Source organism: Thermoactinomyces sp. CICC 10521 (genome assembly GCF_016055135.1).
GTDB lineage: Bacteria > Bacillota > Bacilli > Thermoactinomycetales > Thermoactinomycetaceae > Thermoactinomyces_A > Thermoactinomyces_A daqus.
This window is the reverse complement of the sequence record NZ_JAECVZ010000029.1, coordinates 15,464-35,424: the sequence shown is the minus strand read 5'-3', so window position 1 is coordinate 35,424 and position 19,961 is coordinate 15,464. Positions and strand designations below refer to the sequence as shown.

19 protein-coding genes are annotated in these 19,961 nt (G+C 43.0%); 3 read left to right on the top strand and 16 right to left on the bottom strand.

Going from position 1 to position 19,961, the window contains the following annotated elements; translation table 11 throughout:
* Positions 1-568 precede the first annotated feature (568 nt).
* Positions 569-982: an endonuclease domain-containing protein gene (locus tag I8U17_RS18865; RefSeq protein WP_198059742.1), complete on the bottom strand. Its 414-nt coding sequence runs from the start codon at positions 980-982 to the stop codon at positions 569-571.
* A 751-nt stretch (positions 983-1,733) separates the two neighbouring features.
* On the opposite strand from I8U17_RS18865, the gene I8U17_RS15185 reads away from it, so the two are divergent.
* The gene (locus I8U17_RS15185; protein ID WP_232331133.1) at positions 1,734-2,459 is read left to right on the top strand and encodes a thermonuclease family protein; all 726 of its coding nucleotides are present in this window, start codon (positions 1,734-1,736) and stop codon (positions 2,457-2,459) included.
* Between the two features lie 774 nt (positions 2,460-3,233).
* Here the strand turns inward: I8U17_RS15185 and I8U17_RS15180 are convergent.
* The 13 genes from I8U17_RS15180 to I8U17_RS15120 all read right to left on the bottom strand — a co-directional run bounded on the left by I8U17_RS15180 (position 3,234) and on the right by I8U17_RS15120 (position 17,446).
* Positions 3,234-4,190 carry a hypothetical protein gene (locus I8U17_RS15180; RefSeq protein ID WP_033102237.1) on the bottom strand — a complete coding sequence of 319 codons (957 nt, stop codon included), beginning with the start codon at positions 4,188-4,190 and terminating at the stop codon, positions 3,234-3,236.
* 81 nt (positions 4,191-4,271) lie between these two features.
* Positions 4,272-6,968, bottom strand: a complete 2,697-nt coding sequence (locus tag I8U17_RS15175) for a type IV secretory system conjugative DNA transfer family protein (protein WP_198059741.1) — start codon at positions 6,966-6,968, stop codon at positions 4,272-4,274.
* Positions 6,969-6,985: 17 nt separating this feature from the next.
* Positions 6,986-8,086, bottom strand: a complete 1,101-nt coding sequence (locus I8U17_RS15170) for an NlpC/P60 family protein (protein WP_198059740.1) — start codon at positions 8,084-8,086, stop codon at positions 6,986-6,988.
* The gene (locus I8U17_RS15165; RefSeq protein ID WP_198059739.1) at positions 8,076-8,666 is read right to left on the bottom strand and encodes a hypothetical protein; all 591 of its coding nucleotides are present in this window, start codon (positions 8,664-8,666) and stop codon (positions 8,076-8,078) included. The genes I8U17_RS15170 and I8U17_RS15165 overlap by 11 nt, the downstream gene beginning before the upstream one ends.
* A complete protein-coding gene (locus I8U17_RS15160; RefSeq protein WP_198059738.1) occupies positions 8,659-10,524 on the bottom strand; it encodes an energy-coupling factor transporter transmembrane component T family protein in 1,866 nt (621 codons plus the stop codon). Before I8U17_RS15160 ends, I8U17_RS15165 begins: the two co-directional genes overlap by 8 nt.
* A complete protein-coding gene (locus tag I8U17_RS15155; RefSeq protein ID WP_198059737.1) occupies positions 10,521-10,985 on the bottom strand; it encodes a hypothetical protein in 465 nt (154 codons plus the stop codon). Before I8U17_RS15155 ends, I8U17_RS15160 begins: the two co-directional genes overlap by 4 nt.
* On the bottom strand, positions 10,985-13,609 hold the full coding sequence (locus I8U17_RS15150) for an ATP-binding protein (protein WP_198059736.1): 2,625 nt from the start codon (positions 13,607-13,609) through the stop codon (positions 10,985-10,987). Before I8U17_RS15150 ends, I8U17_RS15155 begins: the two co-directional genes overlap by 1 nt.
* Positions 13,610-13,651: 42 nt before the next feature.
* The gene (locus tag I8U17_RS15145; RefSeq protein ID WP_198059735.1) at positions 13,652-14,026 is read right to left on the bottom strand and encodes a TcpE family conjugal transfer membrane protein; all 375 of its coding nucleotides are present in this window, start codon (positions 14,024-14,026) and stop codon (positions 13,652-13,654) included.
* On the bottom strand, positions 14,019-14,267 hold the full coding sequence (locus I8U17_RS15140; protein WP_198059734.1) for a hypothetical protein: 249 nt from the start codon (positions 14,265-14,267) through the stop codon (positions 14,019-14,021). Before I8U17_RS15140 ends, I8U17_RS15145 begins: the two co-directional genes overlap by 8 nt.
* 13 nt (positions 14,268-14,280) lie before the next feature.
* Positions 14,281-15,084 carry a conjugal transfer protein gene (locus I8U17_RS15135; protein WP_198059733.1) on the bottom strand — a complete coding sequence of 268 codons (804 nt, stop codon included), beginning with the start codon at positions 15,082-15,084 and terminating at the stop codon, positions 14,281-14,283.
* Between the two features lie 41 nt (positions 15,085-15,125).
* Positions 15,126-15,698 (bottom strand): class D sortase, encoded by a 573-nt coding sequence (locus I8U17_RS15130; RefSeq protein ID WP_198059732.1) that lies wholly within the window; start codon positions 15,696-15,698, stop codon positions 15,126-15,128.
* Positions 15,691-16,632, bottom strand: coding sequence for a hypothetical protein (locus tag I8U17_RS15125; RefSeq protein ID WP_198059731.1), 942 nt, complete (start codon positions 16,630-16,632; stop codon positions 15,691-15,693). The genes I8U17_RS15130 and I8U17_RS15125 overlap by 8 nt, the downstream gene beginning before the upstream one ends.
* 22 nt (positions 16,633-16,654) lie before the next feature.
* The gene (locus tag I8U17_RS15120; protein WP_198059730.1) at positions 16,655-17,446 is read right to left on the bottom strand and encodes a cyclase family protein; all 792 of its coding nucleotides are present in this window, start codon (positions 17,444-17,446) and stop codon (positions 16,655-16,657) included.
* 237 nt (positions 17,447-17,683) lie between these two features.
* Between I8U17_RS15120 and I8U17_RS15115 the strand changes: the two genes are divergently transcribed.
* A complete protein-coding gene (locus I8U17_RS15115) occupies positions 17,684-18,979 on the top strand; it encodes a helix-turn-helix domain-containing protein (RefSeq protein WP_198059729.1) in 1,296 nt (431 codons plus the stop codon).
* A 67-nt stretch (positions 18,980-19,046) separates the two neighbouring features.
* Here I8U17_RS15115 and I8U17_RS15110 read toward each other — a convergent pair whose 3' ends face one another.
* The gene (locus tag I8U17_RS15110; protein WP_198059728.1) at positions 19,047-19,208 is read right to left on the bottom strand and encodes a hypothetical protein; all 162 of its coding nucleotides are present in this window, start codon (positions 19,206-19,208) and stop codon (positions 19,047-19,049) included.
* Between the two features lie 31 nt (positions 19,209-19,239).
* Here I8U17_RS15110 and I8U17_RS15105 point away from each other — a divergent pair, with 31 nt between their 5' ends.
* Positions 19,240-19,692 (top strand): hypothetical protein, encoded by a 453-nt coding sequence (locus I8U17_RS15105; protein ID WP_198059727.1) that lies wholly within the window; start codon positions 19,240-19,242, stop codon positions 19,690-19,692.
* Positions 19,693-19,718: 26 nt separating this feature from the next.
* On the opposite strand, the gene I8U17_RS15100 is transcribed toward I8U17_RS15105, so the two are convergent.
* Positions 19,719-19,892 carry a hypothetical protein gene (locus I8U17_RS15100; protein ID WP_198059726.1) on the bottom strand — a complete coding sequence of 58 codons (174 nt, stop codon included), beginning with the start codon at positions 19,890-19,892 and terminating at the stop codon, positions 19,719-19,721.
* Positions 19,893-19,961 lie beyond the last annotated feature (69 nt).

Here is a 19,961-nt window from a genome sequence, read left to right as displayed (position 1 = left end):
CTGGATGAATTCGTCCTGAACATAGAAACCTTCCTTCGGAATGTTTTTTTATACCTTTTCAACAAAAAAGGCTGTTGACCTTCTTTGTCAACAACCTCGAGCTACCCTACTCGGGTAGCTTTATTTGTACTTGGGGAAACAGGATTTGGTTGGCATCAATTATTTATTCGGAAGATGAAGCAAGTTTATGGACAGGTTGTCACATCATGAGTGAAAACATCAGGACATCAACATAAAAAAGCATCACCACGAGAGGGTGATGTTAGAAGGAAGTTTTGTCTCAGTTATATCCTATGAGAAGTACAGTTATTCTATCCGGGGTAAGTCCGAGATACGTGTAAAATATACAGTTACAAATAGAAATTTGTTCCAAATCCTATAAACCGGTTCCCTTGACGTTTTACGGAAAGGAACCGGTTTAGTTTATGGATCACTATGCCTATCCCGCCCGCGTTCGCTTAATAATACTGCTTGAAAAAGAATGGAGACTGCTCCCCCATGGTGTGGCTTCTTTTTTTATGTTCGCTTGAACTCCGCTCGATTTTTAAAGTGAAAATGGACAAGAAGCCTAGCTTCCTGTCCGTTTGACAGTTTTCCATATCTTTTTGGCCCATCTCTGATACCAAGGTGGACGATAGGTTTCGACTGCCTTGTGAATCTGGGCAAGCACCCATTTGAGTTTACCATTAACCTGGGCACCCGTGAATCGCAAGACCGTCCATCCGTGCGATTCTAAAAACTGATCCTTTCTTCTGTCATGGGCCTTTTGCTGATAGGACGAATGGTAAGCACGCCCATCGGTTTCAATGGCGATCCGATACTTGGGAATTGCAATATCAATAAAATATTTTCCGCAGGGAACTTGCGTTTTTAAAGAATATCGGCTCTTTAACGCATTATAGACCTTCCGTTCAATGGGACTTTGTGTTTTGGCATATTGAAAATCCCATTGAATTTTTTCCCCGAGTATCCAGGACTCCACCACTGTGACCAGGCATCGAAAAAACGCTTGGGTATGAGATAACTGCTTGATTTGCTTGTATCGGTTCTTTTGTCGAATGAGGATTTTTTCTTGCAGATAAGAACGAAACCGATTCAGATAAAGGATGATCGATCCCCTCTTTCATTGATTTATTCATACTATTCAATAAAATTATATAAAAGAGGAAGGCGCAATTCCAACACTCCCCTAAAAAACGGAAAATCGTAAACGAAATTATTTCAATTTTCAACTGTTTGCATTACCAACATGTCTATATGCACTTGGCCCTCTTTTATAGAGGTGGAGGGAGCATCGACCAATTTTGCCGCCAATTGCCCAAGAAGTGGAAAATGACTTGAGACACTCTTTAGGGAGACTCAAGTCATTTCGTATTTATACAGGAAATTTAGAGATTCTCGCTCATATTTTTCTTCGGTTACGGCAACGATTACTTCTTTTTTTCACAAAGTAAACCTAGTAGAGAAAATAAAAATCTGGGGAAAGAGAACTGGTCAAGTAGAGACGAAGGCGAGACGTGGACGGCGAGAATAAAAAAATTGCCTAATATACGACGATTTTATCCCTTGATAATCGCTCAAAGGTCCCATAGGTATCTGACATTAATAAATATTTTAGTTTATTATATATTGTTAAATAAACAGAGATGAATGAAGAAAGGGCGCCGGTTTTTTGGTAGAGATAAACATTGTAAGGTATATTAGAAAGAAAATACAGAAAGAGAGGAACCGCCTTGAAACGAATTCTTTCAGCCTTTGTCGTTTCTTTACTGTTAATTGGTTGCAATTCGCAAGCAGCTCCGACAAAGCCAACCGCTAATTTTACGAATGTTCAGTTGGTCAAAGACGTTGATGGAGACACTGCCAAAGTCAAATTGAACGGAAAAACTGAAACAGTGCGCTTTTTACTAATAGACACCCCCGAAACCCATCATCCCAAACTTGGTAAACAACCCTTGGGAGAAGAAGCTGCCCAATTCACAAACCAGATGCTGACTCATGCCCAACAGATTAGCCTGGAATTTGATGTTGAGAAACGCGATAAATATGATCGAATTCTTGCCTATGTTTACGCGGACGGTCAAAGTGTGCAGGAAGCCTTATTGAAAGCCGGATTGGCACGCGTCGGCTACATATATGAATCGAAAAAACACCTGTCCGATTACCGAAAAGCGGAGGAGATAGCCAAAGAAAAGCATATTGGAATCTGGCAATGTCCAGAATATGCACAAAAAGACGGCTACCATCCGGACAAATGGTGCAAGTCAACTAATACCTCTGGCCATTCCGTTCCATCGATAACGGTAGGCGAACCACATCCAAATATGCCAGATAAAGACTGTAGTGATTTTAAAACGCAACAAGAAGCACAAGCCTTTTTTGAAAAAGCCGGCCCCAGTGACCCATACAAACTCGATGGCGATCATGACGGTAAGGCATGTGAAAGCCTTCCTCATTAGCGTGAAAAAGTATTATCCTTTGAGCCCGATTCTAAAAGAAGCAGGAAAGAGGCAGTTTAAACCGCCTCTTTCTTAAATTTCTCTATACTTAAAGCCTTCACTTTCTTTTTGGTGGATTACGCCTTGTGAAGAAAGGAAAAATGCGTGGTTTTTTTGGTATTTTTGCGGGAATAGTTCTTATGCATGCAGTTTTTATGGTATCGTATGGAAAATTTGTTGCCGGGATGAATTACATTAATATGCTAATATATTAGGGGTGAGGTAGCATCTGGCGAATTTGGTGCCATCTACCCTACTTGTGGAAATTGTGAAAAACCTGTGGCATGGAGCAAAAGTATACCGACTGTAACTATTACATCAAGAATCATTGAAAACACGCTCTATCAACCTTTCCGTCATGAAATGTTACATTCATAGCCAAAGATATTCGTTTCTGATCAATAAATCCCTTCAAAAAATGTCTAGCCCACTACTTCATCACGATAAGGCACGATAAACGGCAGCTGAGGACGACGGAGGGAGCAGTGGCGAGAGTAGGAGGACGATAAGATGACGTCTTATCGTATCAAGTTCGAGAAGGTTGATCCACGGCGAAACCATAGAGAATAAGCAGTTTAAAACCATTTTAGAAAAACTACATGTAGCTACATATGTACGGTCATATATATGGTCATATGTAATCAACATGTATTGAAAATGATTATCAAATGTATATTCATATGTAGTATATTAACAAATTTTCAGTATATAAAAAACTGAGGGGAGTGATCCACCTCAGCTTTTATGAAAAAAATTTTGCTCTTGTCCAGGAGTGAAAAAGTACATAGTTGGAAAAAAGAATTTCCGCCCCATTTCCTCCACTTGCTGGCGTTTTTTTTGAATGTAGGCTGAGTTTTTCACCTCTTCCCAACACTGTTCTATGTTCTGCCTGCGTGTCTCACTGGGAATGATCCAAATGACCACATCGGTGTTCCCGATCGGTCCCATGGTATTGATATATTTGATCATCTTATCCCAGATGTACGTCTGATTTGGATTTTCCAGGGCTTTCGGGCGATTCGGATCTGGCTTGATATTTTCAGTTAAGTTATCGTACTCGATCCAATATGCTTGGTCTTCAATAGCCAGACGTGCATCAGGGAAAACCAAGCTGCTGATTACCTTCGCTTGGTCTTCTTTCGACTTCAATAAATTTAAGTGCGGCTCCCATAAGCCGTAAATGATTTCACTTGTCTCTTGAGTATTAAACCATTGAACCTTTTCCAGCGCATGAGCGCGAGCCAATGCCGTTTTCTTGTCCTCCAGCAAATCATTTTTCAGGCGTCGGTATTCTCGTTCAATCAGGCAATCGAGTGTCCGCACAAGAATATCGTTGATACCATAATAATGCGACTTTTGATTACCTGTAAGGGGAGTATAGTTAATTTTCCTTCCAATAATCCCTTCCACAATGGGTTTACCAGAAGGTCCTAATTCGTACATACGGGGCCCGGTTTTGTAGTGTTCTGGGAAAATCATGCTGGTTCGGCTACGGCGACCGGCTTGATGAGAAAGAATCATTTTACCCTTTTTATTGAGATCTTTTTTGAGCTGAAGGATATAGTCATTTCCAACCCCCATCAAGCGCGCAACTTGATGGGGGGCAATCATACGCCCGAAATAGACACATCCTAAAAGCTCTTCACTTCTTGTCAGGCTCAAGTTTTTTAACACATCATCGATAACTGTCATCTTCATCCTCCTCTTTATTAGCGATCATCCATGGGTCTATTTCACTGTTATTAGATTCTTTCGCTTGTTGATGTTCATCTTTTATCTGATCTGTCGGGGATTGTTGATGATTCTCTCCCCACAACATCGCATTCCTATCCAGGTTCCAAGCTTTTCCCGATATGCATCAATCTGTTTCTGAACCTCTTCAACAGATAAGCAGTCCCTTTGCATCCAGCGAAGTCCAAATTCCTGTAGAGCTTTCTGGAATGCCTCTCTTTCTTCTTTGGCCTGACGCTCTTCTTGAGGGCCATAGTAAGTGGGCTTTCCATCAAGCATGATATATGGCGGTTCCACACGGATTCGAAAAGATACTCTCTCGCCAGAATCACTTTCGGTATAGACGGCAGCCTCCAACTCCGGTAAATTGACAACGTCTTCTGCTTTGAATCGGTTACCAGTGTACTCCTGCACTTTCTTGGCGGTTTCAGAACCACAGGTAAAGGCAAAAATATGACCACTTACTTCGGAAATGGCTTTTTTGAGGGGCTCCACAAACTGATCCAGATATTGAGTCATCAAGATGGCGATCAGGCCCTTACTCCGATCCTTTGGGATCACTTGCTCATACAAAACGGGAATTTGGCACTGATGTGCCTCGTCAATGACCAGGTAGTGGTTCTGAGATTGGTTATGTCGTACTTGAGCTGCCTGATGATAGAGCGTGACGATCATTCCCATGACTAACTTCATCGCTTCTTTTTGCTCAGCCAGTCCTTCCACGTTGAAGAAAACAAAATGTCCTTCCTCCAAGTATCGCAAGATCTCCAAGTTCGTTTCCTTTTGGCCAAAGATCCGTTGAGTGACCGGGTTCTCAATCAACTCATCTAAGCGATTCAGGAACGGTTCCACCTCATGCCCGCCGAATTTGTCTTCCAAATCCTCTAATTTGCGGTAAAGTGCTTGGTCACTGACATTTCCCTTCTTCAACTGGCTCTTGATCCGTTCCCGTAATGGGCTGTCCTTTCTTAAAAACTCAGGTATTGCCAATATCGTATGCTTTTCGTGCTTATCACGAAGAAGTGCTCGAATCGTTGGCCGAGCATATTTTTTTAACCAAGCAGAATCAGAGGAATAAGCGTTTTGTAAAATCGCAATGATATTGGCGATCCGTTGGTCCTCCGTTTGTCCTGGCAAATCTAACAGGTTTAAACCAATGCAATATTGATCTGAAGTAAGATCAAAATAATGGACTTTGCTTTCATCAAAGTCGTGTCCTTGCGCACGCAGCATTTGGAAGTAAGTAAGTGCTGTCTTCACCCCATCCCCTTTGGGATCAATGAAAGTCAGTCCTCCCATTGGTTCTTTCCGAACCAACTTCCAAAGGAGGCACAGGCGAATCATCATCAAAATCAAGGCCGTTTTACCGCTACCGATTTTTCCAAGAATCAGCGCCATTTTTCGCAACTTCTTCTCAGCAATATAAAGCATTCGCTTTGCATAAGCTGGATGAATCACATATCCGAAGGGAATTCCTTTCAAAAAATCATTGGCCCCAATCGGATTTTGTCCCTGAATCAAGTGAGGAATCCGATCCATGATGTGCTTAATTCGGTTCTCTTTTTCATACTTGGTTTTTCCTTTCGGAAAGTGGATCAGGTTGGCCAGTTCGCTTCCCGTCCACGTCATTACCTTCTTCCAGAAAGGATATGGGGCCAAACGGATCGGGCTTTTCCTGGTGGTATCTAATCGTAATCGATTTGAATGTTTGACCGCAGCATTTATCTTGTTTACGATCGATTCAACCGTCCGTTTGTCATCTGCTTCATGCCAAATGTAGATTTCGGTATCAAAAGCGGCAGTCTGTCCAGCATGACGTTTTTTCAGATTTTCCAGTACTTCTTTGACCTCTTCAGGAAATTCTTTTCTTTGTGAAGTAGATACATCCCGGCCTAATACCTTCGGTGTGGCCTCAAAATAAGGGTGGAGAAAAGCAAATCGATTACCTTTGCGATTTTGAATCACTGCGTCCCTTGTTTCCTTGGATAGCTGGCGTAATTTTCTCAAGGATACCGGACTAAAAGCAATGGAAAAATACGCTCCAGGTGTCAGATGATTTAGGATTTGGCTAATTTCCTCTGATCCGTCAAAGGATTTTAGAGGAAGTCCTGGCTGTTTGGGATATTGCCAAATAAGCTTTCCTCCTATCCCCTTTTCCAAAAAAGGCTGGGGAACTTGATCAAGAGGAATATCAATCAACTCAGCGTTTGGGTAAACGCTCAATATTTCTTTTCCAATATAGGGATCTCGATCCTGCGGATATCCCACATATAACAAAATCTCACCCTCTGGATGATCACCAGGTACACATGTCATAAGGAATTGGAACCACTCCCGGCCACGCAACAAACGTATAAGCCACGACCGCTTGGCTTCCCATAAGGACGTAATCAGTCTCTCTACCTGTTTCCCGTCGTGCTGCGTGTCAGCATGCAGGATGATTCGTTTCCAGCGCACATTCTTGCGGGCCAGCTTCTGATAAAAGAAAGGCCCCACCAAAAGCCAAACACCGATTAAAATCCCGATACCAATAATCCACTCAATAAAGGTTGTAACGTAGCTGAAATCAAATTGAGTACTGGGAACAACCAGTATATCTGAATCAAACGATGCCAACCACCCTTTGATAAACTTCTTCCAGATCATACCCACCACAATTAACGCAACGGCTCCCCAACCAAGGGGAAGAATAAGCCAATCAATCCCGCTTCCTCCATGCTCTCTACGTCCCCGACTCATTTTTGCTTCTCCTCTCTCTATCTCACAACACGACGCGCTGTGTAGTAATGCGAATCCCAATATCCTTGATTTAATTGCCCAATCTGTACATCCTTACCGGTACTCTGGTTATTGATGAATTCTCCTCCACCAATGTAGATCCCCACATGGCTGACGCCAGGGCGATAGGTCCCACGGAAAAACACAAGGTCACCTGGTTTCAACTCATTTCTCTCTACCGGTACTCCTTTGGTAACTTGTGTTAGGGTGTCACGCCCAATATCAATACCAAATACGCGCTTATAAAGGTTCATGGTAAAGGATGAACAGTCTAATCTATACGGAAAGTCATTTGCACCAAATACATACTTGGTCACGCCGATCAGCTTTTTTGCTTCGTTGATAAGCTCCCCTATCTTGCCTTCTGCCGGCGCCGTTGCTTGAGCGGTGAAAAGTGGTTGCGCAAACTCATGAAACTTGCGTTCCACGTCTGACACATACTTCATGCTAGGATTGTAGCGCCATACCGGTCCTCCTTGAGCAAACCAATCCTTCCCTGTTCGTTTGTAGTCCGCGGCCAAGCGCTTTGCAGCTGCGTTGATCGCGTCAACAGGATCGTATGGATCGGCCTTTCCATCACCGTCTGCATCAAGGCCCTCTCCACCATGGATGTTGTGCGGATCAGTTAGATCAATGTGGACACCCGGCTTAAGATCCCCTTTGCTGTCACATTGGTCTTTATAGTAATCCCACCCCAACCACGAGCACGGTTCGAACTGCATGGCGCCGACCGCCCCCGCACTACTTACACTTAAATCCATACTGAAAGAGGTTTCCTGCGCATGAATAGCTGCGAGTAGGTTCCAGGGTACGCCGTATTTTTTTCCAGCCTCTTTGTAAATAGGTAGATACTTGGCAGGAATGAGCTTTTGACCGGTTTCCGTAATTGCCCATTCCACATCACCAGCAGTCATAATGTTTTGAGTTTGGAAAAGTGACTGTTGCAATGTAGTCAAAAACATAAACGCCAAAACAATGACAAGTCCAGTGACTGCCAAAAAAACTACTAGAATAAGCGCAATCCATTTTCCAATGTTTTTTTTCTTCTCCTGTTTTTCCATACTAGGATCAAAGTTCACTCATTTCCACCTCGGAAACTTTCCATGTTGCGCCTTCTTTTTTCAAGCGTATCGCATAATCGTACTGCTCCTGCTCCTTCTTTCCATCAGCATGAATGGATTCCATCGTAATAGTAGCCGTCCAATAAAGATCGTTATCCATCGGCTCAATATATGAGCCGTCCTCCATTTTCACAAAGCGGAACTGAAAAAACTCTGCTGTAGGCCGAATGTTTGCTGCGTTCTCCTTTTCCTGTTCATAGAACTGATCAGTCACATAAGGGCGAATGCTTTCGACCATACTGTTGATTTGCTCAACCTTATAAGTGGTGTAAAGCGGGACAAATGTTTCTGCCACTTTCTTTGCCTGGTCTTTATCTGCTTGTGTAAAATTGGGAGTAGCCGTTACACTGGAAGTATCCTCTGTTTGAGGTTGAGACCCCGAAGCCGCTGCATCGGTCGGGGTCTTTTTTACGCCTACCTGCTCATTTTTCTGACCAGTCAACATCCAAAATGCCAACCCAGCCCATACCACTAACGCCCCCAAAAACAGCCACTGGCGTGATTTTGACCATCCAAAGAAAAAACGAGGTTTATTCATTGTTTGCCCCCTTTTTGGATTTTGCCAATAGATACGCAGTTGCTTTAACTGTCACTTTTCCGGCTTCCAACGCTAATTTTCGTTTCTTTATATCTTCCGAACGAGCCAAACGATACTTTTTCTTTTCATTGATAAGCGCATGTTGTTTTACCGTAGACTGTGGTGAACGGTATGGAATAAACTCACCATTTATAATGCGCCCCCGTTGAGGTTGATCCGGTACACTTATTTTGGTAACGAGCGGAGTTTCTGCCTCTTCCCCCACTTTTACTGTTTGGCCTTTTTTCCGACTAACATCAGGGGCCTCAATTTTTTTGACTTCCCCAACCTTTTTCCCAACTAGCAACGGCTGTTGTTGCTGTTTCATTTTGGATTGATTTTCGACGGGCTGATCAGTGGCCATCATCTTTTGCAAGTACGGTTTACTAAACCCACTTCCACTTGATCCACCCGAAGCTGCTGCTCCAGCCACAGCCGGTTCTCTTCCAAAAAATTTGGATTCTGCTTGATCAAAAACACTATTTATCTGCTTGCCAAATTCCCTGCTCTGAGAACGGAATGGTTCTCCTCTTCCAATCTGGCGACGTACTTGGTTAAACATGTTTCGAGTCTGGCGCACTGGCATTTGAAAGAACTGAATTAGCTTTTTTCGGAACATGACTAACATCATGACTAAAACCATCTGAGGGATTACCCCACCAAAAAACCATCCCATTTTCGGAACCAATTCATATAACTTGGTAGAGATTCCTAAGTAGAAGGCCAACAAAAATGCAACGACAACTCCATACAGCCCCGCTCCAATCCAATTCCGTCCCCAGTTAATAACGGTCCAAACTCCTTGTCGCGGCCACGCTGCAAAAAGACAAACGAGCGGGGACATGAACGCCAAGATCAGGAACGCCAGCTTATAGAAAAGTCCAAACAGAGACAAGGTGACCAAGAAAATTACAAAGATCAAATTAGTAAGTAAAGTGGTAATGGTTACGACCGTGCGCCCCGACAAGTCGCCATCACTTGTCAATGTTGGATATCGAGGTTTATCTCCTTCGGCCCATTGTTTGACATAATTAGACCGATCGGTATCATTTGAGCTCAAAATTAGGTAGGTATCTTTCGCAATAGGGTCTTTGGATGTTTCAGATATCTCCGATCCAGGCTTCATTGATTTCCCAAACTCGCCAAATTGCCAAGGAATGATCGCATAGTTTTCCCAAATCTTGTTAGATGCTTTGACAACAGCCTCTTTATTAACGTCGTCACTATCCTTTCCTTGATCTACAATGGCCAGGATTTGTGCAGAGGCAGCATTCGAAAAATCATTGATATTGTGAAGGGCCTCTCCCATGTTATTAAACAAGACCATGCTTAGAGCCAAAAAAACTAAGGAAGTGAGAAGTGATTTGGCGCTATCGGCATATTGCCGGCGGAATACCTCCACCAAAATCCATAAACTGATAAAGATGGAAAGAGTGTCAAGAATTGTCCAAAAGATATGTCCTCCCATCCAGTTGACTGCATCCGCTACCCAAGCAGCCAATTGATCAAAGAAAGGCGCTTCAATTGACCATTGAAAAAGATACAGTGCAATTTTAAGCCCAAACATACCAGCCACATAAAAGCTGCTTATGACTTCGTTGCCAGACTCATCAAAAATATCTGTGAGTCCATAATCCCCATCAAATACGTAATTATCCACATTGAATTCTTCATAAAGCTCATTCGTAACAGATCCATCTTCATTGATTGGCGAATGCTTAGGAAGCATATTTTCCAAGGTGTCAGCAGCGTTTGCAGTCCCCGGCAACACCAAACACGCTACGAGAAAAAGTAGAATTAAAATTCGACGGTCTCTCATTTGAGATTCACTTCTTTCCAATCATGCTGGTGATCCGGATAATATTTGGCCACATAATCATAGAGCCCATAATCTGTTTCGTAATGTCGCATTTTCCATTTGCCATTCTGGTTTACCATATCCAGCATGTAACCTCGATCATCATCTGGCGTGTAAATAAACACTTTCGCTGTCTTATCGGTCGCCGGTCGTTCAGGAGACTGCATGATCATTACCTTATTAATGGGATTTTTAAAAACAGCCTTGTGCTCATCTCCATTAGCATCTAATTGTTTTGCTTTTTGTGCATCCCCTTCAACATTCATTGCTTTCCAAAATTCCAAGGCTCCCTGCTCAGGTGGCGTTAATTTACTGTCTGATTCACCTCTAATCCAATTTAAAATACTCACACCACCAACAATAACCAAGATCAGCAGGAACACAATCATTGCACTCTTACGTTCGGTAATCCATGCAATCATTAGGGCACCTCCACTTGCTGGGTTGCTTGGCGACGCAAACGGCCAAATTCCCGTTCACGCCGTTCATTCGCCAATGGTCGAGTATCCAAGGATCGGAACAATCGGGGATTCAGCTCGCTTAAATCCAATCTTACTTTGGACACTCGCCCTTCCAGATCAGCCATGATCCATTCTCCCGTCCGTAGACTCCGAATATGAGCCACATTCTCCTCATTCGGCTCAATTCCCAACAGTTCACATGCTTTCCGCGCTTCCGCATCATCGCCCATCCGGAATACAAACCGATAACCCAAGTTGGAGCGAATTTCCTCCCCACCATCTTCTCCTTCTCCCTTAAACTCCGATCCGATCCGCAAGTCACGCATGTTATGAATGACCATTTTGAGATCTGCGTTTTTGGAACGACAGGTCCGAATCAGCTCACGCAAAACCTGTTGTCCTTCCGGAGCTTGGTTAATTGCGTGTAGTTCTTCAAACAAAACTGACCGCGGCACATTAGTTCGCTGATTGACGAATCGCCGGGCAAAATCAGTAATGGCCATGAACAAAGCCATGTTCAACCGGTAATCCTCACGACCTTTTTCCGGAATTCCTAAGTTTTGCATCTGAATGATCGTCAAAGGATTTGACACGTCAATGGGTGTCTCAGTTCCATCCCCGAAGAACAATTGCGCCTGCGATTGAGCCTGACGTTTAAGAAACGAATATATCCGTTCCACTTCCGGATGTGCTTGAGCACGATTTAGATCAAATTCTTTGTCTAGCTCTCCTCGAATATATGCTTCTAAGTAGTGGAGTACTCGCATCATGGACGGTTGACGATCGTTTACCGCAAGATCAACAGCTGCTTGGATCGCTTGCCCACCCCAATCTTTGGGCTTTTCCTCAGCCAAGAATAGCAACAAGCTGGTGGCCAATTTCTTCGCATACTGGCGTTCTTCCGGATCATCTCCGATACGCGTGAGCGGATCGAATTTTCCTTTGTCACGAACCGAATTGGAGATTGAAACGATATTGGTGATTGGGGCCAATTCCGGCAACTCATAAGGCCATGCCCAAAGCTCATCTTTGGGTTGCAGGAGTAAATGATGCACGCCTTGTAAAAGTTCGTTATAGACGAGATGACCGGCAAACATTGATTTCCCCGCTCCCAAACTCCCGGCGATCACCGAACTGGAAGTCATCGATAACAGGTTGCGCGCTCGATGAACATCGATGAAAACGGGTGCCCTCCCTAATGCATCCTCTGAAATGCCTGGTTCCGTCATCACCGTATTCCCAGCATAAATTCCGGACGGATCACCCACCTCTGTCGTGGCCAGCGGCATGAAGGATGCAAGAAATTCCCCAGTGGAACGAACAAGATAGTATTTTTCAATTTGCTGAGAGCCGGGCAACGTATCATGATATAACGCCTTTTGGCCTGTTCGCGGAATTTCCAGACGCAAATCCATGCTCATCATCTTCTCTTGAAGTTCCCTTCTTCTCCGTTCCACTTCTTTACGATCATTTCCCCATACCACAAACATGATTTGGGTCTTGAAAATGGGAATTTTCTCTGTGGCGATTTTCTTATCCAATTGGCGGTTTACTATCCGTTTCAGCACATCTCCCTCCAGTTCATCCGTGCCCTCAAGTTCAAGGTCTTTAGAATCTGCCGTGTGAGAGATTTGCCCTAAGATGACTTGAAACTTATTCCGCAATTCTTTCCGTGCATCCGCTGGGGAAATAGGTTCCGTCCGGATGATGATGTCCACTTCAAAGTTCAGTTCGCGAATCTTATGGTAGATCTCAGCTCCGCCTGGAAACTCCACACCATGCGGAAGGGTGGAAACGGTAAGAATTGAAAAATATCCTCTTTTCGTTTCACCATTGAAATCTTTCTCCCACTGGATCATGCCCATGGGTTTATTGAAACGCAAGGAAACATCATGCAAGCCCCGATCCATATCAATTTGTGAGGCGTAAATATATCCATCTTCTTCTGCCAGCAATTCCATCGGTTCTTTCTGCAACGGGGGATTAAATCCTCGGCAGGCACTCCGTTCAATTAGCCAAAGCACCTCTGCCTCACTGCACCGTTCTACTCCTCCATGTAGCTTTTGGCGTATCCACTCATAGATCTCTCTTTCCGCTGTTTCAAACCGTTTCCATTCGGTCCAGGGAAGTCGATAATAGTCTCCTCCCATCCATTCGTCAATCAGCACGAAAGGATCACGCAATAGCTCATACATTCCGCGCCACATTTCTTCCACAACCCCACCTGAAATAGGCTCCATATCCACAGCCAAATACAAGTTGTATTTCGTCGGGATTCGCTTACGGATATACTGTTCCGTCTGTTCCAAGGTTTCAATGGCTGCATCTTTCAATGGCTCTGGTACCTTGGAAAGATCAAACTGAATGGCTTGTTTTGGCGAATACGGAACCGGAACCTGATACCACGTAAGACGGTATGGGAACTCGTTCATGAACCGTGCAATATGATTTCTCAGCCCTTTCTTTTCGTCCGTCGGCAAAAACGAGTAGTTCTCTTGTGGAATACGGAAAAAACATTGACCTGTTCGATTTTTGGTTACGATCATATTTGCAGACCGGAACAAGACAGGAGCTTCTGATGCCATTTTCTCCATCCTCCTTATAAAAGATGGCGGTGAACACCGCCATTACTTCGCCTTTCTACTCAACACACGTAGTCGAGATTTGCTTAATTCAACTGGCTCCAAGTTCCCACCTACATGTTTATCTGAAAGTAAATATTTGACTAACGAAAGCAGCCATTGGTGGATTGGCTTTCCTTCCGGTTTTGCTTTCCTAAGCAAATAAACAATAACTCCAGGGATCACCAAGTAATGAACCAATGGGGCAAATGCAAGCCCAAGCCCTTTGTCCAATAAGAGCATGAATCCTTCTAAGATGATAAAAAAGATGCAGTCAGAAAAACTCACTGTGATCGATATAAAACGGTTTTTGAAATGCACCCGTATGGAGTCGTCCCACGCTTCAGCATAGGACCGAATCCATTCCCGTTCATCATGCATTGGAATCACCTGAAAGCAAGTTATTGATAAAACCAACAAACTCTTTGACTGTATCCGGGAAATAAACGAAAAGTCCTATAAAAGCCAAACCGAAAATCGTGATCGGAATATATGCCCGATATCTTCTGTTAAAACCTTGAAAGAGTATGATCAAAAGAACTGCCAATGTGTACCCTTGTGTGATATTCGGATATAGCCAGTCCCATATCCGATCCATAAAGTGCTGTAATCCTTCCTGCACAATGTAACCTCCTCTACGGTGTTGAAATCATGGGGTTGGTGGAGTCGATCAACCACCGGTTCCCATCTTTCTCAAACCAAAATTCATATTGTTGTGGTACACTAACACCATTTATGTTCAAACGAGCGGTACACCGCGCATACAACTTGTTATCTTCTGGATCACTTACTTCCAAGGCGCTTATGTTTTCAAAAGTAGCATTCATGCCCAATACTTTACGTGATTTTCCATCAGCATAAAGATTGGCAAGATCTTCTGGTGTACCAGCCGTATACTGCCTAAAAAAAGATTCGATCACCTGCTCAACCTGCTGCTTTGTAGCCAAGTCCTGTGTTTCGTCAATATCTGGATTATCTGGTTTGCTGGCCTTAGCTGGCTCCGGTATAAAGTTCGGTAATCCAACTACGCCATACCGTCCTTGATTCACAACAACAGGAACCTCGACAAAGAAGGGATTACTACCGACTGGTTTCACTCGCACGATAATACTGACTTTATTTTTTTCAATGCTTCTTGCTCCCCAAGGCGCAATCGTTTCAATTTTGATTGGTCTTGGTAAATCTTTTGATACATCAAACCCCTTGGCCGCATATCGTTTAGCCGATTCGATATCACCCGTCAACCAGTAGTTAGCAAAATACACAGCATAGTTCTCAGCTCCTTGGCTTGAATCAACGAAGACCGGGGCTATTTTGTCATTCGTTTTTTCCGCACTAACCTGTGTTCGGGGCGGAGCAACGATGTCATATGCTCCCTTGGCAGCCAAAGCCACAATGATGCTGGTACTTACCACCAGCCTCACTTTTCTTAGATTCAAGTCTTCCACTCCTTTCATGTGATCGAAAAAGGGATAGATCATTATCTATCCCTTTCGACCAAATCAGCCATTAGGAGATACCGCTGCGGTGCCGGTCCAATGTACCCAAACGGGTAGCAAGTGCTAACGACGAGGTGAGGATCGGGATAGGTGGAGTGAATGGATTGATCATCTTTTGAAACGATCTTGGCCCCTGTGACCTTGTAAATGAAGGTCCCCACACTCGTTTTAACTATCAGCAGATCCCCTATCTTGACCTCACCCAAACGCTTAAACACTGTATCTCGATGTCCGGCCAAAACAACAGTATCCGATTCGCCAGGAAGAGCCGTATTATAGACATGCCCAACGCCTTTTTCCAACTCATCCTCATTTGCTCCCTGGATGATCGGCAAAGTTGCCTTGATCCGGGGAATCTCCAAATTTCCTATATGAGTATCAATTGCAGGCAGCTGATGGTAAAGCTTTATTGGCTCATTCTTTCGATCTGACTGCGAGGGTTGTTCTTGTTTAATCAGTTCTGCTTTTACTTCCGATGCTTGATACAGGTGCCATCCAGCATATCCCATCAGTGAAATTCCAAGCAAAATTGGTATCCAATAAAACCTAAGCATATTTCCTCATTTTCCGTGAAAGTTGTAACAACCAACCGCCTAATAAGAATGAAAATCCAGCAAGAAAGAGATTCCCATACGGAGTAGCTGTTTTCGGTAAACTAACGCCATCTTTTGTTTTCTGTACTGGTTCAACTACTTGATTTTCGGACGCAGCCAGTTGAACAACACTTGTATCCTTAGTTTGAGTGGGCCCAGTTGTCACCAAAGTATGTGGCTCCGAATCTGTTCCTACGGAGACTGTTGTAGGCTTACTATTCGCTACTTTTTGAGGAAAATTTGTTTTTCTATCATCCATCTTTGGTAAATTTGGTTGCTGTTGTACTGACTTTGGAGTTTGAACCGATGATAAATTCGTGTTTGGCTCTGGAGATGCTGGTGCTACTGGTGGCAATAGCTGCTTTTGCGGTTGTGCTGGTTGAGATGTATCTGGTTGATCTTGAGAATCGGGTTGAGGATCTATTTTTACATTCGGCTCAGGTGATTGTTGACCAGAAGAATTCTGATGATCTTGATGATGACGATGCTTAGGTTTGGCATCTTGAGAACTATTATCTTGACCGAAATCCAAATCTATCTTTGGTTCTTTTGGCGATGGCAATACATTTTCACTATCCTGTTTTGGAACCGTACGATCCACAGCCGGGATTGAAACTTGTGGTTGTTGGTTCACTTCGGGTTTTACATTCAAAATCGGATCTAAATTGATTTCCTCCGCATAAGCAGATCCAACAAGCCCAATCCCTAATACAATGGACGCTACCCCAGATGCTAAAGGGATCAGCGCCAACTTTTGTATCCGTTGTCTATTTCTCATTTGTTGCAACTGATAGTTGTCCGTTCGTGTGGTATCCCATAAATCAAGTACTCGCTTTGGATCGTGCGGAGTTCGGCGGGTTGTATCCCACAAATCGAGTATTTCTTTTTCGTTCAACCAGCATTCCCTCCCCCATTCGTCATTCTTCAATAATGGCGACCACTCTCGACCATCCAGCACTTGCATTAGCAATATTTATGGGAAACGCAGATACTTTGAAGCCAAACGGTTTAGGAATCTGATCCAGATTGGCTAATTTCTCGATTTGACAATATTCCTTCTCCCTTCCAACAAGGTGCGCTTCCCAGAACTGAACTTCTCCTTTTTTGGCCTCTTCTGCCATACGATCCAGTGGCCGGTCAATTCCCCAAGCATCAATCCCAATCATCTTAATGCCCTGGTCAATAAGCCATTCAACAGCTCCCTTGGTTAATCCAGGTTGTTTGAAGAGATATCCAGGTGTCCCAAAATGTTTAGAAGCACCTGTATGGATCAAGACAATATCATACGGTTTGAGCGTATATCCGATTCGCTTCAGTTCTTTTTGCAGATCGACTTCTGAGATCCCCTCTCCAACTTTCTTATGGCGCATATCCAGAACAACGCCATCACCATAGCACCAGTGAAGAGGAACTTGATCGATTGTCCGGGCTGGTTTTCCACCGGAGATCGGCCCATAGTGATAAGGCGCATCGACATGTGTTCCAGAGTGGGTATTAAGTATCACAGTCTCTGTTGCCCAAGCCAAACCATCAGGCCAGTATTTTTGATCAAGACCCAATATTTTTTTAGGTAAATGTACACCTTGCTTATGGTCGTGATAATGAATTTGATGTTCGTTTACTTCATATTCACGGGTCTCATTAGACAATTGATCACTTAGGTCAATCAATGTTACTCGTTTTCCATCTTTCTCATAGATTTCTTTCATTTGTTTTCTCCTAGTCTGTATTGTTAATATGATTTATGGATGATTGTATATCTTCATAATCATCCGATCAATTTAGTGGTGTTTTAGCTGGAATTATACCAATGTGTTCTGGAATTTAACCCAGCTGTAAAGCGATCAACATTAAACGATGTTTAATTGCAGTTTTAAAAACTAAAATCCCACCTCAAAAGAAACACTGGTGAAGCTGTGAAACACTTGTTTAAAGGGTGAAAAATAATGGATGACTTATTTTTGTTGAAAATAGGTGAATATTTTCGCCAGATTCGAAAGGAGAAAAATCTTCGATTAGAGGACCTGGCAGAACCCGGTATGTCCGCTAGTACAATTAGCAATATCGAACGCGGCACGAATCACAATATAAAGACAATGAAAAAGCTTGCTAAAAAATTAGGTTATTCTTGGGAGGAACTTATAAATGAAATAAAATCACAAAAAAACGATGTGAAAGACGATGGGAAAGAGTATATTAGAATGATGGCAGCACATACTTGGATAGACTTACTCAAATCTCAAGAAGGAATGGGATATCTCCCCGATAATTCAAGTTATCAAGCTGCTACTCCTTATTTTAAAGGGCTTTTCTATATGAAAAGGAATCAACTAGAAAAGGCCTCCCAACAGTTTTTGGAGGCCATTCGACTAACAGATGAACGTCAAGACCTGTCACATCTGAACGGAAAATCTATGTCCTATCGGTTTTTGGCCAGAATTGCTTATTTGAGAAATGAATTTGAAAAAGCTTTAGAGTTAGCCAAAAAAGGATTAGACTGCTATATTCCGAGCGAAATTCGGGACTTTCCTTATTTTAGATTGAAAACTGACCAAGCTATATACTTGTACAAATTGGGACGGATCGAAGAAGCTTATTCAGAAGCTAAAAAAATTTGGGATTTACGCTCTAAAATTAGTTATGTAAATGTTTTGATGGAAGCAATAGACATCTATTCACGTTGTTTAAGACACAAAAAGATGTTTAAGGAAGGACTCGAAGTTTTATCAGATGGCATCTACATCGCCCGTTTAAATGAATCACATGATGGAGCATATATGTTGTGGACTACTATGGGGGAATTTTTCAATTCGATAGATGATCCTGAAGAGGCGAAGTATTGTTTTGAAACCGCTATTCATTTAGCGGAACATGTTAACAACAAAGAAATTCTCCCTCCGACATACCGTTTGTTAGGGGAAATTTACAGCAAGGAAAAAGAATGGAGTTTGGCCGAAGAATACCTTTTAAAAGCCATTAAGTTGAGTAAACATATTGAAAATAATCGTGATTTATTCGCCGCTCTTAAGTCTACAGGTGAGATGTATTTACTTCAAGAAGATTATGCTATAGCAATTCAGTATTTCGAACAAGCTCTCAAAATAGCAAAAAAACAGAAGGAAAAGGATAAAGTAGAAGAGATCTTATATTTCATTGCGCAAAGCTACAAATGCTTGGGGATGACCAAATACTATACTATCCTTGATGAACTGATTACATTAAGATTTTCATCCACCAAATAGAGGCATTGGTTTAATATCAAGTTAATTAAAAAGCCCTCTTCAAATTGAAGAGGGCTTTTGGTGTTATTTATTTTAATCTCATGGGCACATTACAATATTTACAAGTCGGCGTATACCAATCATTTGAAGTTGTCTTGGTATAGCTACAGAAGTAATTGGTACACTCCCATTCATATTCTTTCTTCTCTTCTTTTTTGTTATCATCATCTGAAGAGCCCCACCAACCCATGGTTCATTCCTCCTTAAGGGATGTGATATTTTTGACTGATTACCAAGCATTTCTTGCTAATCTCAAGCCAGCATATTTAACAGACTTTGAAGACCAATCAATTCATTTGCTGAAAGCAATGTATCCCTCATTTACACTGACCAACGAAACCATCATGTTTTTCCAAGATGTCCAAAGCCGTGATAAATTTGCTGAAAGTATGCAAGGCGTCGAGATTTATAGTCGTGAATATTATCGAAATATCGGTCTTGCTTTAGGCTATCCACCGATAGCCGTAGAGTTTTTTCTTAAGTTCATGGAAAACCGCGAAGAACTCGAACCGATCAGTGCCGCATATGATTATGCTGGACGCTACTTCGGCGGCCGCCTTGCAGATGCGATCCCGATTGCCGAATGGCTTTGGGCAAATGTGCCCATTCCTCCATCCGAGGTAAAGATTACAACAGCCGCCGGCAAGGAGTATCGTTTGTCCCCCAATCTGTGATATACTGAATGAACGCAAGACTTTCTTCATTTGCTCTCTCCGTTGATCTCGCCGGAGGGAGCTTTTTCTTTGTGTGACGGCTTCACGGTCCGATCTTGCTGACTTGCATCTGACGGTTTAGCCGGCAGTTTTCCCTGCGGCTCCCTAAAAAGCGGAATCGATGGCGGAATCGGACCATCAGGTTTTTTCTTTCGAGGCATCGTGCCCACTCCTTTATGAACGCGGCGGATCGATATCAGTGTCGAACTCATACGGGTCTTTACGAACAA